This is a genomic window from Micromonospora sp. CPCC 206060 (genome assembly GCF_036906895.1).
In the GTDB taxonomy this organism is placed as follows: domain Bacteria; phylum Actinomycetota; class Actinomycetes; order Mycobacteriales; family Micromonosporaceae; genus Micromonospora.
In genome coordinates this window covers 25038-38383 of sequence record NZ_JBAKHU010000045.1, presented here as the reverse complement: position 1 = coordinate 38383, position 13346 = coordinate 25038, and the positions used below count along the sequence as shown (strand labels likewise).

Annotated in this window: 15 protein-coding genes; 8 read left to right on the top strand and 7 right to left on the bottom strand. The window is 71.5% G+C overall.

Annotated features, from left to right (window positions below; genetic code table 11):
• Window positions 1-58: 58 nt before the first annotated feature.
• The 3 genes from V6U90_RS23635 to V6U90_RS23625 form a co-directional block, all read right to left on the bottom strand.
• The gene (locus tag V6U90_RS23635) at window positions 59-1690 is read right to left on the bottom strand and encodes a RecQ family ATP-dependent DNA helicase (RefSeq protein WP_334440672.1); all 1632 of its coding nucleotides are present in this window, start codon (window positions 1688-1690) and stop codon (window positions 59-61) included.
• An 87-nt stretch (window positions 1691-1777) separates the two neighbouring features.
• Complete coding sequence (locus tag V6U90_RS23630; protein ID WP_334440668.1) at window positions 1778-1984, bottom strand: DUF397 domain-containing protein; 207 nt, start codon at window positions 1982-1984, stop codon at window positions 1778-1780.
• Complete coding sequence (locus tag V6U90_RS23625; protein ID WP_334440665.1) at window positions 1974-2867, bottom strand: helix-turn-helix domain-containing protein; 894 nt, start codon at window positions 2865-2867, stop codon at window positions 1974-1976. The genes V6U90_RS23630 and V6U90_RS23625 overlap by 11 nt, the downstream gene beginning before the upstream one ends.
• A gap of 245 nt (window positions 2868-3112) precedes the next feature.
• Here V6U90_RS23625 and V6U90_RS23620 point away from each other — a divergent pair, with 245 nt between their 5' ends.
• Window positions 3113-3556, top strand: a complete 444-nt coding sequence (locus tag V6U90_RS23620; RefSeq protein WP_334440663.1) for a hypothetical protein — start codon at window positions 3113-3115, stop codon at window positions 3554-3556.
• A gap of 22 nt (window positions 3557-3578) precedes the next feature.
• Window positions 3579-4412 (top strand): hypothetical protein, encoded by an 834-nt coding sequence (locus tag V6U90_RS23615; protein ID WP_334440660.1) that lies wholly within the window; start codon window positions 3579-3581, stop codon window positions 4410-4412.
• A 187-nt stretch (window positions 4413-4599) separates the two neighbouring features.
• On the opposite strand, the gene V6U90_RS23610 is transcribed toward V6U90_RS23615, so the two are convergent.
• A complete protein-coding gene (locus V6U90_RS23610; protein WP_334440658.1) occupies window positions 4600-5550 on the bottom strand; it encodes a TIGR03557 family F420-dependent LLM class oxidoreductase in 951 nt (316 codons plus the stop codon).
• 256 nt (window positions 5551-5806) lie between these two features.
• Here V6U90_RS23610 and V6U90_RS23605 point away from each other — a divergent pair, with 256 nt between their 5' ends.
• A complete protein-coding gene (locus tag V6U90_RS23605) occupies window positions 5807-6853 on the top strand; it encodes a trypsin-like serine peptidase (RefSeq protein ID WP_334440656.1) in 1047 nt (348 codons plus the stop codon).
• A gap of 119 nt (window positions 6854-6972) precedes the next feature.
• A complete protein-coding gene (locus V6U90_RS23600; RefSeq protein ID WP_334440653.1) occupies window positions 6973-7209 on the top strand; it encodes a hypothetical protein in 237 nt (78 codons plus the stop codon).
• Between the two features lie 7 nt (window positions 7210-7216).
• Here V6U90_RS23600 and V6U90_RS23595 read toward each other — a convergent pair whose 3' ends face one another.
• Entirely contained in the window at window positions 7217-7351 is a 135-nt protein-coding gene (locus V6U90_RS23595; protein ID WP_334440650.1) for a hypothetical protein, read from the bottom strand.
• Window positions 7352-7499: 148 nt separating this feature from the next.
• Between V6U90_RS23595 and V6U90_RS23590 the strand changes: the two genes are divergently transcribed.
• Window positions 7500-8996 carry a glycoside hydrolase family 3 protein gene (locus V6U90_RS23590; protein ID WP_334440648.1) on the top strand — a complete coding sequence of 499 codons (1497 nt, stop codon included), beginning with the start codon at window positions 7500-7502 and terminating at the stop codon, window positions 8994-8996.
• Window positions 8997-9036: 40 nt separating this feature from the next.
• Here V6U90_RS23590 and V6U90_RS23585 read toward each other — a convergent pair whose 3' ends face one another.
• Together V6U90_RS23585 and V6U90_RS23580 are read right to left on the bottom strand one after the other, a co-directional pair.
• The gene (locus V6U90_RS23585) at window positions 9037-9318 is read right to left on the bottom strand and encodes a GNAT family N-acetyltransferase (protein ID WP_334440645.1); all 282 of its coding nucleotides are present in this window, start codon (window positions 9316-9318) and stop codon (window positions 9037-9039) included.
• A 17-nt stretch (window positions 9319-9335) separates the two neighbouring features.
• Window positions 9336-10574 carry a cysteine desulfurase-like protein gene (locus V6U90_RS23580; RefSeq protein WP_334440643.1) on the bottom strand — a complete coding sequence of 413 codons (1239 nt, stop codon included), beginning with the start codon at window positions 10572-10574 and terminating at the stop codon, window positions 9336-9338.
• A 97-nt stretch (window positions 10575-10671) separates the two neighbouring features.
• On the opposite strand from V6U90_RS23580, the gene V6U90_RS23575 reads away from it, so the two are divergent.
• From V6U90_RS23575 to V6U90_RS23565, 3 genes are all read left to right on the top strand, one after another.
• A complete protein-coding gene (locus tag V6U90_RS23575) occupies window positions 10672-11034 on the top strand; it encodes a hypothetical protein (RefSeq protein ID WP_334440641.1) in 363 nt (120 codons plus the stop codon).
• 60 nt (window positions 11035-11094) lie between these two features.
• Window positions 11095-11916 (top strand): DUF1206 domain-containing protein, encoded by an 822-nt coding sequence (locus tag V6U90_RS23570; protein ID WP_334440639.1) that lies wholly within the window; start codon window positions 11095-11097, stop codon window positions 11914-11916.
• A gap of 116 nt (window positions 11917-12032) precedes the next feature.
• Window positions 12033-13277, top strand: a complete 1245-nt coding sequence (locus V6U90_RS23565; RefSeq protein WP_334440729.1) for a mechanosensitive ion channel family protein — start codon at window positions 12033-12035, stop codon at window positions 13275-13277.
• Window positions 13278-13346: the final 69 nt, after the last annotated feature.

The window sequence follows — 13346 nt, the reverse complement described above, 5'->3', positions numbered from 1 at the left end:
CCGACCCGCCTCCGGACCATCCGACCCGGCGCCGGGCCGGATGGTCCGGCCGGACCGGTCAGCCCGCGACCAGCAGTCCCTGCTCGCTGACCACCGGTACGGACAGCGTCTTGTACCCCACGTCATCGAAGAGAACCGTCATCCGGTCCGCCTCGTAGCTGAGTACCAGCCCGGTGCCCCACTCGGCGTGGCGTACCTGGCTGTGTACCGGGAACGGCCCGCTCGCGCCGTCGTCGGCGACGCTGGTACCGGCATGGCAGTTGTCACAGTGCGCGCAGACCGTGGTCATCTGCTCGCCGAAGTAGGCCAGCAACGTCTGGCTGCGGCACGACCGGGTCTCGGCGAACGCCCGCATCATGTCGGTACGCGAGCGCTGCACGGCCTGCTGCCGTTCCGCCTCGGCGAGCGCCGCCCGCGCCGCCTCGGCCGGCTCCGGGGCGTACCGGGGTGCGCCCATCCGCTGGCCGGCCTGCGGGGCGGCGGCGCCCACCTGCTCCAGCAGGGCGAGCAGGTTGCCGAGCTTGCGGGCCCCCAACCCGGTGTGTTCCCGCAGCTCGGTACGGGTCATCGGGGCACGCCGCAGCAGGGCGGCCAGCTCGCGCAGCTCGGCCTCGTCCGGCAGTCCGCCGCTGAAGTAGCGCTGCAACCCGACGTCCTCCGCCCGCCAGAGCAGCAGTACCCGGGCCGGTTCGTCGTTGCGGCCGGCCCGGCCGATCTCCTGGAAGTAGCTGTCCGGGGAGTCGGGCAGCGCCATGTGCACCACCCAGGCGATGTTCGGCTTGTCGATACCCATGCCGAACGCCGAGGTCGCCACCATGATCGGTACCTGGTCGGCGAGGAACGCCTCGTGCAGCCCCTCCCGGGCACCGGCCGCCATCCCACCGTGGTAGTACTGCGCCGGGAAGCCGGCGTCGGTGAGCCGGGTGGCCAGGTCCTCCGCCGAGCGTCGGGTGGGCACGTAGATGATCCCGGGACGTTCGTCCTCCCGCAGCAGCGCCACCAGCCGCCGCCAGCGGTAGTCCTCGGTCGGGCAGTGCGCCACCTCGACGAAGATGTTCGGCCGGTCCAGGCCGGAGACCACGATCTCCGGGTCGGTCAGCCGCAGCCGGGCGATGATGTCGTCGCGTACCGGTGGGGAGGCGGTGGCGGTCAGTGCCACCACCGGCGGTCGGCCGATCCCGGCGATCAGGTGACCGAGCGCCAGGTAGTCCGGGCGGAAGTCGTGCCCCCAGGCGGAGATGCAGTGCGCCTCGTCGACCGCCACGAGGGCCGGTCGCAGATCCCGGATCTCGGCCATCCGGTCCGGGTTGCTGAGCTGCTCCGGGGTGATGAACAGGAACTCGGCCCGCCCGTCCCGCAGTTCCGCGACCGCCTCCGCCTGCTGGGCGGAGGTCTCGTTCGAGCTGATCCGGACCGCCCGTAGCTCCGGGCGTCGGCGCTCGTTGAGCGCGGCGATCTGGTCCTGTTGCAGGGCGAGCAGTGGCGAGATCACCACCGTCGGCCCGGGGATCAGGCTGGCCGGGATCTGGTAGATCGCCGACTTGCCGGCGCCGGTGGGCAGCACCACCAGGGCGTCCCGGCGCTTCATCACCGCCCGCATCGCGGCGAGCTGGTGGGGACGGAGGGAGTGCCAACCGAAGAGGTTGCGCGCCGCGCGTCGCAGCCGGGTGGCGTTCAGTGGCGATGTCATCGCACGCGCAGGTACCCGGGCGGATTCCGCCCGAAACCGCAGCCCTGCGTGCCATCGCCGTCCCGTCCGGGCCGGTCGGCCCGACGGTCACCCGCCGAAACGGTCGGCCCGGATCCCGGCGAGGAAGGTGGTCCAGGTCCGCACGTCGAAGGCCAGCACCGGCCCGGAGCTGTCCTTGCTGTCGCGTACGCCCACCAGCCCGTTCCCGAGGTTGTCGGCGACCTCGACGCAGTCCCCTCCGGTGGCGCCGCTGCGGCTGCTCGTGCGCCAGGTGGCGCTGGTCTCAGTGGTCACGGTGTTCCTCCATGATTGACTCGATCAGTTGCATCGATTCTTCCTGATCCAGTGCCGCCGCTTCCAGTCCGGCCCAGACCCGTTCGTAGGCGGCGACCTCTGTCTGCCGGTCGAGATAGAGCGCGCCGGTGAGTCCTTCGACGTAGACCGTGCTCGGCTCGACCCAGTTCCGGCCCCGGGTGGGTTGGAAGTCGAGGATGACGAAGGTGCCGGCCTCGGTCACCAGCGGCGGCCAGGCGGCCCGGGGCAGCACCCGCAGCCGCAGGTGCGGCAGTTGCCGGGCCAGGGTGAGCAGGTGGCGGAGCTGGGTCACCATCCCGGCCGGGTCGAGCACCGGGCGGCGCAGCGCCTCCTCACCGAGCACCACCCGCAGCGTCGGTGCGGCCGGCAGCCGGCGGGTGAGCAGTCGCTGTCGTTCGGACCGGGCGGCCACCGCCCGCTCGCGTTCGGCGATGCCGAGGTCCGGCCGGTTCCGCCGGTAGTGCGCGGTGATGTAGTGCGCACTCTGCAACAGGCCGGGAATCAACTGCGGGTCGAACCGCCGGATGGTGGTCGCCGACGATTCCAGGTTCGCATAGAGCGAAAACCATTCGGGTACGCAGTCGCCGTAGGTGTGCCACCAGCCCTTGTTCTTCGTCTCCAGGGCGAGGCCGGTGACCACCGAACGCAACTCGTCCGGGACCCGGTACAGATCGCACATGGCCCGCAGGTCCGGCAGCCGGACCGAGGTGAGCCCCTTTTCGATGCGCCAGACCTTCTGCCGGGAGCAGTCCAACTCCGCAGCGGCAGCGTCCATGCTGATCAGAGCCTCCTCGCGGAGTTGGGCTAGGAGCCGACCAAGTTGGCGACGGGGAACACTCGAAGTCGATGTTTCATGCGACATGCAACACCTCCACGTTAATTGCTGCAACATCGGAATTCATGGCCGGTCTGCCGGTGCACGTGCGGCAGCCGGAAAGGCAGAATTGATGCTAGATAGCCGGACATATGAAGGCAAGAAAATGCTCGGAAGGCGCGTCGAAATGGAATTCCGGGTTCGCAGTAAGATTCCGGTCCCCGGGCCCATCGGTGGGCGGCCGGTCCGGGGCGCCGGGCCGGAGGTGCGCCCCCGTACCTGACAGGAGGTCCATGGACGAGTTCCGCCGGCACTCCCGCGCCTGTCCCTACGGTCGCCCCGCCGGGGTGCGCCGGCTGGACCTCGACGTCGACTACGGCGCCTTTCCGGTGTGGACCTGGTTCACGCTTCCCGGCCAGCGCGGCAGACCGTCGCGCGAGGTGTGTGGTTCCATCGGGCCGGCGGCACTCGGCCTCTCCGTCGGGTTGGCCGCAGACCTCCAGACCTGGGCGGACTGGCAGGACCGGCACCACGAGGCTGCATGGCGTGGCCCGGACGACGGCGCCGAGCCGGCGACCGCCGAGGACTGGCAGCGCTGGCGGACTGCCGGACAGGAACTGGCGCTCCGCTTGGCGGCGGAGACCGGCGCGGCGGTCGTCTGCCTCTGGCCCTCGGAAGGCCGCGACCCGCAGTGCCCGTACTGCGGCGATCCGGGGAGCAGCGGTCGGCCTGGTTGACCCCGTGGGGGAGCATGCCGGCATGACCCTGCCCGAGTCACCGCCCCCGACCCGGCCCGTGACTCCGGCCCACCCCTCCCGCTGGCTCGTCCTCGTCGCAGTGGCCGTGGGCCTCGGCTGGCTGGTGGTCATGGCCCTGGTGGACCGCCCGGTCGGTCGGGAGTATCCCGCCCTCATCGCGGTGCCGCTCAGCTTCTTTGGCCTGCCGGTGGTGGCATTGGTGGCTGCGCGGCGTCTTTTGTGGCGTGGACCGGTGGCTCTGGTGGTGGCCGATGGCTGCTACCGGATACCAGCCTCTCCGGGGCACGGCTATTTGGTCGTCGGTCAGGTGCTGTTCGCGTCGGCCTGGGCCGGCAGTGCCGTCAACCAGTTGGCGGATCGGATCGGGGCATGGCCCGACAGCCTTTCGGGCCGCCTCCGCCTTGTGGACCTGGGATTCGGCATCCTGGACCAGCTTCCCGCGCTGCTGCTCGGCGTCGTCGTCGGGCTGCTGGTGGTCCTGGTGCTACGGGGGCGTCCCCGGGTGGTCCTCACCCCCGAAGTGCTGACCGTGGTCGAGATTTTCCACACTCGGATCATCCCGTGGGAGGCACTGACGGTCGGCCGGCCGCGGCGCCCGTCCACCCCGTACCAACTGGTGCTGACGGTCGCGCGCCCGGAGTTGGTCACCCGGCGTGGTCTGCGGTGGGGCCGCCCCGGGAACGTCTGGGTCAGCGTCCAGAGGCTGGCGGTCCACCCCTGGTTCCTGGCCGATGTGGTCAGGTACCACGTCGACCAGCCGGCTGCCCGGGCCGGGATCGGCACGGAAGCGGGCTACCGGGACCTGCTCCGGACCCTCGGGGTCACCCGGAACTGACCTGCCGCACCACCACCCCACTGCTCCGCCGGGTGGGACGGGTCCGGGAGCAGAGCGATCCGGACAGCGCGCCCGCCTGCCCGATAGATCTTGGTGGGAACCGGCCCCTCCAGGGGCCCTTCGCCACCAAGATTGCCTGTCCCCGTTCCGCGCCGGTCGGCAGCCGGGGGCCTGAGGTGCGCCGGGGTCAGCGTAGCCGGGGGAGTACCTCGCGCTGGTAGAGGTCGAACAGTCCCTGGAAATGCGGGCCGGTATTGGCCACATAGATCTCGTCGAACCCGGCCTTGGCATATTTGTCGATCATTTCCAGGTGGGCGTCGGCGTCATTTCCGCAGACGAAGGACTTTTTCATCATCTCCGGTTGTACCAGTTGGGCGGCCTGCTCGAAGTGGCGTGGGGAGGGCAGCACCTGGGACAGTTCACCGGGCACCCCGGCGTTGGGCCACTTCTCGTACGCGAGTTGGGCGCCCTCGTCCTCACTGGTGGCGAAGGCGGCCTTGAACCCGGCCTGGCAGGGCTTGTCGCCGCCGCCGTTGGACCGGAACCGCTGGACCAGTTCGGCGTCCGGTCGGGTGCAGACGTACCCGTCACCGATTCGCGCGGCCACGTCGACCGCCTTCGGCCCGAAACCGGAGACGTAGACCGGCGGTGGTGTGTCGGGCCGGGTGTAGATCCGAGCCTGTTCGACGGTGTAGTGCCGCCCGCGGTGGTTGACGAACCCACCGGCCCAGAGCTTCCGCATCACCTCGACGGACTCCTCCAGCATCTCCAGCCGGACGTCGGTGTTCGGCCAGGCATCGCCGAAGATGTGCTCGTTGAGCGCCTCGCCGGAGCCGACGCCGAGCACGAACCGGCCGCCGTGCAGTACGGCGCTGGTCGCGGCGGCCTGCGCGATGACCGCCGGGTGGATCCGGACGGTGGGGCAGGTCACCGCGGTGGTGACCGGCAGCCGGCAGACCTGGCTGAGAGCGCCGATCATCGACCAGACGAAGGCACTCTGGCCCTGTGCGTCCACCCACGGGTGGTAGTGGTCGGAGATCCACAGTGCCTCGAAGCCGGCCCGTTCGGCAGCGCGTGCCTGCTCCAGCAGTTGCGCCGGAGCGTGCTCCTCGCTCGACAGGAAGTACCCGATCCGCATGTCTCCCCCTCGCGCCGTGCGGGTGCCGGTGCGCACCGCAGTGATAACTGCACCCGTACCCCGGCGGTGGCGGGTTATGCCTGTCGTGCCCGGAATTCTATTTTCGGTAATTAAGTAACGGTTCGGTGAATGGGCGAATAGCGGAATCCGACAGGCAAATTTCCGACTGAAGACGGTCCTTCCAATTCCCTGATTTGTCGAGGATGCTTTGGGAGCGCTTCGATAAGCACCAATATCCTCTAGGGGAGGGGAAAGAATGTACGTTCCGGACATCCGACGCGTGGCCACGGTGCTCGCGTCCGCTGCCCTGGCTGCGGGAATGGCGCTGGTCGGCGCCGGTTCCGCCCAGGCGGCCCCGGTCGCCGACGCCGCCGACGGGGCCCAGGTCAGCACTGTCCCGGCCACCACCTCGACCGGCGCCCGTAGCGGTCTCGGCGTCGCCGAGCAGGCGAGCAGCTACTGGACCGCCGAGCGGATGCGCACCGCCCTCTCGGCTGACCTGCTGGTCAAGGGTGCGAAGGCGAAGTCGGACCGGGCTGCCCGGCCGACCGGGGCGGCGCAGTCCGTGGCGCCGGCCGCGCCGACCGTACCCGTCTCGGCGGGGCTGGCCGGCGCGACCGCCGGTGGGCCGACGACGGCGGTCGCCGCCTCCGCGACGGTGGGCAAGGTCTTCTTCTACAACCCGGCCGACGGGAAGAACTACGTCTGTTCCGCGGGTACCGTCAACAGCGGATCCAAGCTGCTGGTGATGAGCGCCGGGCACTGCGTGCACGGTGGCCGGGGTGGCCAGTGGATGCAGAATTGGATTTTCGTCCCGCTCTACAACTACGGCAGTGAGCCGTATGGCCGGTGGTCGGCCAAGTATCTGACCACCTTCACTGCCTGGATCAACGACAGCAACCTCGATCGGGACGTCGCCTGGATCACCATGTGGCCGAATGCCTCGGGTCAGCGGCCGGTCGACGTGCTCGGTGGCAACGGACTCTCGGTCAACTACAGCTACGAGCAGTTCGTGACGATTCTCGCCTACCCGGCCGCGCCGCCGTACGACGGCGGTTGGCAGCAGTACTGCCAGGGCACCACGTTCCGCCCCGGCATCTGGCCCTTCCAGGAGAACAAGATCGCGCTGCGCTGTGGCTTCACCGGGGGTTCCAGCGGCTCGGTCTGGCTGCGCCTCTACAACGATGCCTACGGTTACGTCAACGGCATCATGAGCACGCTCAGCAGTGACGGTACGAACAAGAGTTCCTACTTCGACACCGCGGTGATGGACGCCTACAACTCGGTGGCGAACCGCACCTGAGTCACCCGACCGGGTGGCGCGGCGGCCCCGACCGGGATCTGCGGATCCGGGCGGGGCCGTTCCGCGTCCTATTGGGGGCGGGTCCGTTGGGTGACCCGGTGTGAGAGGAGAGTGCGCAGATGACACGACCGTGGCTGGTGATGCTGGCAGCGGGCGGCGCGGTGGTCCTGGTGGTGCTGGCCGTCGGGGTGCTGGCGGTCCGCCGGTCCGGGCCGGCGGAGGCCCCGGCGCCGGCCGTGCACAGCACCGCCGATCCGGGTACGACCAGCAGCCGGCTACCGGTACCCGACGAGTCCTACTGGACGCCGGAGCGGATGCGCAGTGCCCAGCCGGCGCCGATGCCGACCGACGACTGAGGGCCGGTCAGCGGCCACCCCGGCCGAACATCGAGCGGATCGCGGCGAGCAGGAGCAGCCCGCCGACGACCATCCCGAGCAGACGTACGCCGGGTACGTCGTACCAGCTGATCTCCTCGGCGGCGAGGGGGAGTTCAGGCATCCCCGCACTGTGCCACGGACCCGGGCGCCGGGGCGCGTCCGATGAATAGGAAGGTTTGTTGACTATTTATCGGACGGATGTGACCATGGCAGCACCCGCCGCCACCGGAACGCGGCGGGCAGCACTGGTGATCTGGGGGTTCGGCTGGATGAGCACTTCGACGGGTAACCTGCCCAGCCTGGCGGCGGCCGTTCTGCAACCCGGGTTCGTCGGCACCACACCGCCGCCCTGGGTCTGCCGCTGGCTCGGTGAGGGCCTGACCTCGGTGGTCCTCTTCGCCCGCAACGTCACCGGCCACGACCAGGTCACCCGGCTCACCGCGATGCTCCGCGCCGAGCGTCCCGACGTGCTCGTCGCGATCGACGAGGAGGCCGGCGACGTGACCCGGCTGGAATCGGTGCGCGGCAGCTCCCGCCCCGGCAACCTCGCCCTCGGCGCCATCGACGATCCGGCGCTGACCGAGGAGGTGGCCCACGACCTCGGACGCGAGCTGGCCGCCGCCGGCATCACGCTCAACTACGCCCCCGACGCCGACGTGAACTCCAACCCGGCCAACCCGGTCATCGGGGTGCGCGCCTTCGGGGCCGATCCGCAACTGGTCGCCCGGCACACCGCCGCCTGGGTACGCGGTCTGCAACGCGGCGGGGTGGCCGCGTGCGCCAAGCACTTCCCCGGTCACGGGGACACCCACGTCGACTCGCACCTGGACGTGCCACGGATCGGCGCCAGCCGGGCCGCCCTCGACGCCTGCGAACTGCCCCCGTTCCGGGCCGCCATCGACGCCGGGGTGCAGGCCGTGATGAGCGGCCACCTGCTCGTCCCGGCGCTGGACCCGGACCTGCCGGCCACCCTGAGCCGACGCATCCTGACCGGGCTGCTCCGCACGGAGATGGGCTTCCCGGGCGCGGTGATCACCGACGGCATCGAGATGCGCGCCGTCGCCGACCGGTACGGCCTCGGGGGCGCCGCGGTGCGGGCCCTCGCCGCCGGCGCCGACGCCATCTGCGTCGGTGGCGGGTACGCCGACGAGGCGACCGCCACCCTGCTGCGCGACGCCATCGTCGCCGCCGTCATCAACGGGGAACTGGCCGAGGAACGGCTGGTCGAGGCCGCGAAACGGGTCAGCCAACTGGCTGCCTGGACGGTGGCGGCCCGGGCCGACCGGTCCACTGCGGCAGCGGGCCCGGACGGCTCCCCGGTGGGGCTGGCCGCCGCCCGCCGGGCGGTACGCCTCACCGTCGCCCCCGGACCGGACGCGCCGCTGCCACTGACCGGCCCGGTGCACGTGGTGGAGTTCGAGCCGGCCCGCAACATCGCGATCGGTCCGGAGACCCCGTGGGGGGTCGCCGCCCCGCTGGCCGACCTGCTCCCGGGTACCACGACGGTCCGGGTCGGACCGGACGCGCCCGCCACCGACCTGTGCGGTCCCGCCGCCGGCCGGCCCCTCATCCTGGTGGTGCGGGACCTGCACCGGCACGCCTGGATGCGCGCGGCGGTCGACGCCGCCCTGGCCGACCGGCCCGACGCGGTCGTGGTGGAGCTGGGCGTACCGGCGACGGTGACCGGTCAGGTGCACCTGGCCACCTACGGTGCCAGCCGGGTCGGTGCCCGGGCCGCCGTCGAGGTGCTCACCGGCGCCCGCTGACGGGCCGGTGCTGGCCGGCGCCGGTCGACCGGCGCCGGCCTCAGCCGGTGGTCAGATCGGCGTACTCGGGGTGCCGGGCGATGAACGCGGCGATGAACGGGCAGCGGGCGATCACCCGGCCGCCCCGGGCCTGGACCTGGTCCAGCGCACCCCGGGCCAGCGTCCCGCCGATCCCCATGTCCCGGAATCCGGGGCTGACCTCGGTGTGGGTGAAGATGATGGTTTCGCCGCGCAGCTGGTAGGCCGCGAAGCCGGCCAGGCTGTCGTCGACCAGGATCTCGAACCGACGGCGCGCCGGATTGTCCTCGACGAGGGTGTTCACCCCGTCATTGTGGCGGGTCAACGCGGGCTCCGGGGGACAACCCCGGTGCCGGCGTCGATGAGCCGGTCCACCGCGTCGAGCAGGGCGTCCACCTCTTCGGCGGTGTTGTAGTGGTAGATGCTGGCCCGGACCCCGCCGCCGGTCTCCCGCAGACCCATGGTGGCGAAGTACTCGTAGGCGTAGTAGTCACCCGAGGAGACGCAGATCCCCCGCTCGCCCAGCGCCGTGGCGACGTCGGCCGGGTGCCAACCGTCGACCCGGAACGACACCGTCGGGCAGCGCCGCTGCGGTGCGCCGAAGACGGTCACCTGCGGCCGGGCGGTGAGCCCGGTCAGCAGCCGGTCCAGCAGCTCCGCCCCGTACGCCTGCGCGGCGGCGAGACTGTGCAGCAACCGGCTCCGGCGGCTGCCGGTGCCGTCCCCGGCCAGCCCGGCGAGATGGTCCACCGCCGCCCGGATCCCGGCGAGCATCGGGAAGCTCGGCGTACCCGCCTCGAAGCGCTGCGGCACGGTGTCCGGGGCGGGCATCAGCTTTGCCGGCCGCAGCGGTTCCCAGCGGGCCGGGTCGGCGACCATCGCGGCCAGGTGCGGGCCGGACCATTTGTAGGCGCTGGTGACCAGGAAGTCGGCGCCCAGCGCCGCCATGTCGGTCGGCAGGTGCGGGACGGCGTGTACCCCGTCCACGCAGACCAGGGCTCCGGCGGCGTGTGCGGCCCGGGCGATCGCCGCGACATCCGGGACGGTGCCGATCGCGTTGCTCGCCCCGGTCACCGCCACCAGTCGGGTCCGCTCGCCGAGCAGTTCGGCGTACTGGTCGACGGGCAGCTCACCGGTCACCCGGTCGAACTCCGCCCAGCGCACCGTCGCCCCGGCCGCCTGGGCGGCCTGCACCCACGGCCGGACGTTCGCGTCGTGGTCCAGCCGGGAGACCACCACCTCGTCACCGGGGCGCCACGCCGCGCCCAGCACGCCCGCCAGTTGGTAGGTCAGGGCGGTGGCGCTCGGCCCCAGAACCACCCCGTCCGGGTCGCCACCGACCAGGTCGGCGACCGCCGCCCGGGCCTCGGCGAGCAGGTGCAGGGACCGCCGGCCCGGCTCGTTCGCCTCGGTCCGGTTGGCGATCGGCGTGGTCATGGCGGCGGTAACCGCCTCGGCCACGGTGGCGGCGGTCTGGGTTCCGCCCGCGCCGTCGAAGTGGGTGAAGCCCTCGGCGAGGGCGGGGTAGGCGGCCCGGATCCGGGCGATGTCCAGCGACATGCCGGCCACCCTAACGCCCGCCCCCGCCGGGTCCGTGCCGGTGCGCCCGCCACCCGGTGGCGGGGAGGCCGGGCGCGGCTCTCGTACCCTTGGTGGGGTGACGAACCGACGCATCCCCTCCTTGACCCCCGCCCGTCGTGCCGCCGGACTCCTGGCTGGCCTGGCCCTCGGCGCCGCCGTGCTCGCCGGTTGCAGTTCCGAGGGCGCCTCCACCGACTGCGGCCTGGACGCCTGCACCGTCACCTTCGACCGGGGGGTCGAGGCGAAGGCCTCGATCCTCGGCGTGGACGCCAAGCTGGTCAGCGCCCAGGGCGACCAGGTGACCATCGAGGTCGCCGGTGAGCAGGTCACCCTCACCACCGGTCAGCAGGCGACCGAGGTGGGCGGCCTCTTCGTGACCCTGGACAGCGCCACCGACACCCAGGTCAAGGTGCGTATCTCGCGTAACCAGAACGGCTGAGCCGGGCGGGTGGGCGGTGGCCCACGTTTGGAAATCTTCGCAACCGGTGATTGTGGCGCCATGTCGCTCACCAGAAACGCCGAAGCCACCGCCTCCCGCACCGCCCACAGCAGATCCCTGGAGCTGCTCGCCCGGGCCGGGCTCATCGGATACGGAATCGTCCACCTTCTTTTCGCCTGGCTCGCCCTCCAGATCGCCTTCGGCCGCTCCGCCGAGGACGGGGACCAGTCCGGCGCCCTGCAGGCCCTCGCGGCCCAGCCGATGGGGAAGTTCCTCGTCGTCGCGATCGCGGTCGGCCTGCTCGCCATGGCCATCTGGCAGGCCCTCGAAGCGGCCGTCGGGCACCGCGCGGACAGCGGCGGTGAACGGGTCGTCGAGCGGATCGCCTCCGTCGGCCGGGCCGTCGTCTACCTCTACTTCGCCTGGACCGCCTGGAAGGTCTTCTCCACCGCCGGCTCGTCCACCGCGGACAAGCAGGAGGCACTCACCGGCAGGCTGATGGAGTCGGCCGGCGGCCGGTGGCTGGTCGGCCTGGCCGGTCTGGTGCTCGCCGCGATCGGGGTGGGTCTGGTCATCTACGGCCTGGTCAAGCGCTTCGAGAAGCACCTGAAGACCGGTGAGATGAGCCCGCGGACCCGCCAGCTCAGCCGGCGGCTGGGCATCGCCGGCTACGTGGCCAAGGGAGCCGCGTACACCATCGCCGGCCTGCTGATCATCATGGCCGCGGTCAACTACGACCCGGACCAGGCCCGAGGGCTGGATGCCGCACTGCGTACCCTGCGTGACCAGTCGTACGGCACGCTGCTGCTCACCCTGATGGCGCTCGGCATCGCCGCCTACGGCGCGTTCTGCTTCGTCCAGTCCCGCTACCGCAAGGTCTGACTGGCCGGATCGGGCGACACCGGGCACCATAGGGCCTTTGCCCCGGCCGGTCTCCACCGCACACCGGTGGGGACCGGCCGGGGATGTCCCGGCCGCCTGCGAAGGGGGACGCACTGGTGCAGACCTATCTCGGCACGATCGCCGCGACGCTCGCCGCCGCGGCGATCGCGCTTGTCGTGGTGGAGGTGGCCCACCGGGTCATCCGCCGCCTCGGCCGGCACTCCCTGCTCCTGACCGAGCTCTCCGAGCACTCGCACCGGCCGTTCCGGGTCGCCGCCACCGTGCTCGCCGTGCAGTTCGCCGTCCGGTTCAGCACCGGGTACGCGGTGGGCGAGCCGTGGCGCCGGGTGCTGCTGCACGGGCTCGTGCTCGCGGTGATCGCGGCGACCGCCTGGTTCGTCGCGTCCCTGCTGGTGGTGACCGAGGACACCGCGCTGGCCCGGTTCCGGACGGACGTACCGGACAATCGGCACGCCCGACGCATCCGTACCCAGGTGGTGATGGTGCGGCGGGTGACCATCGCGGTCATCGTGATCCTCGCCGGGGGCGTGATGCTGATGACCTTCCCGGCGGTCCGGGGCGTCGGGGCGAGCGTGCTCGCCTCGGCCGGGGTGATCGGTGTGGTCGCCGCGCTCGCCGCGCAGAGCCTGCTCGGCAACGTCTTCGCCGGCCTCCAGCTCGCCTTCAGCGACGCGGTACGCCTCGACGACGTGGTGGTCGTCGAGGGGGAGTGGGGCCGGATCGAGGAGCTGACCCTCAGTTACGTGGTGGTGCAGATCTGGGACGACCGGCGGCTGATCCTCCCCACCTCCTACTTCACCAGCAAGCCCTTCCAGAACTGGACCCGTACCCAGGCCGCCGTGCTCGGTACCGCCGAGTTCGACGTGGACTGGGCGGTACCGGTGCAGTCCATGCGGGAGGAACTGCGCCGGCTGGTCGAAGGGACCGACCTCTGGGACGGCCGGGTCTGCGTGCTCCAGGTGACCGACGCGGTGGGGGGCATGGTCCGGGTACGCGCGCTGGTGAGCGCCGCGGACGCGCCGCGCCTGTGGGACCTGCGCTGCCTGGTCCGCGAGCACCTGGTGGGTTGGCTGCGCGACCAGCGGCCGACCGCACTGCCGCGGCTGCGGACCGAGGTGGGCGACGCCTCCGCCGCACTGGTCTGGCAGACTGCCCCGGCTCGTCGCCCGAACCGGGGCCGTTCCGAGACCGGCCGTGCCGACGGGCCCGCCACTGCGGTCGACGGCGCCACCGACACCCCCGTCCCCGACGACGCCCGGCTCTTCGGCGGCAGCCACGACGGCGACGCCCGGGGTGGGGCCTTCGTCGGACCGGACGAGCCCGTCGAGGCAAACCGCTGAACCGGTAAGGAAGGGCCCCTTCTTATCGCATTCTGTAGAGGAAGGGGCCCTTCCTAACTCCGACGCCGG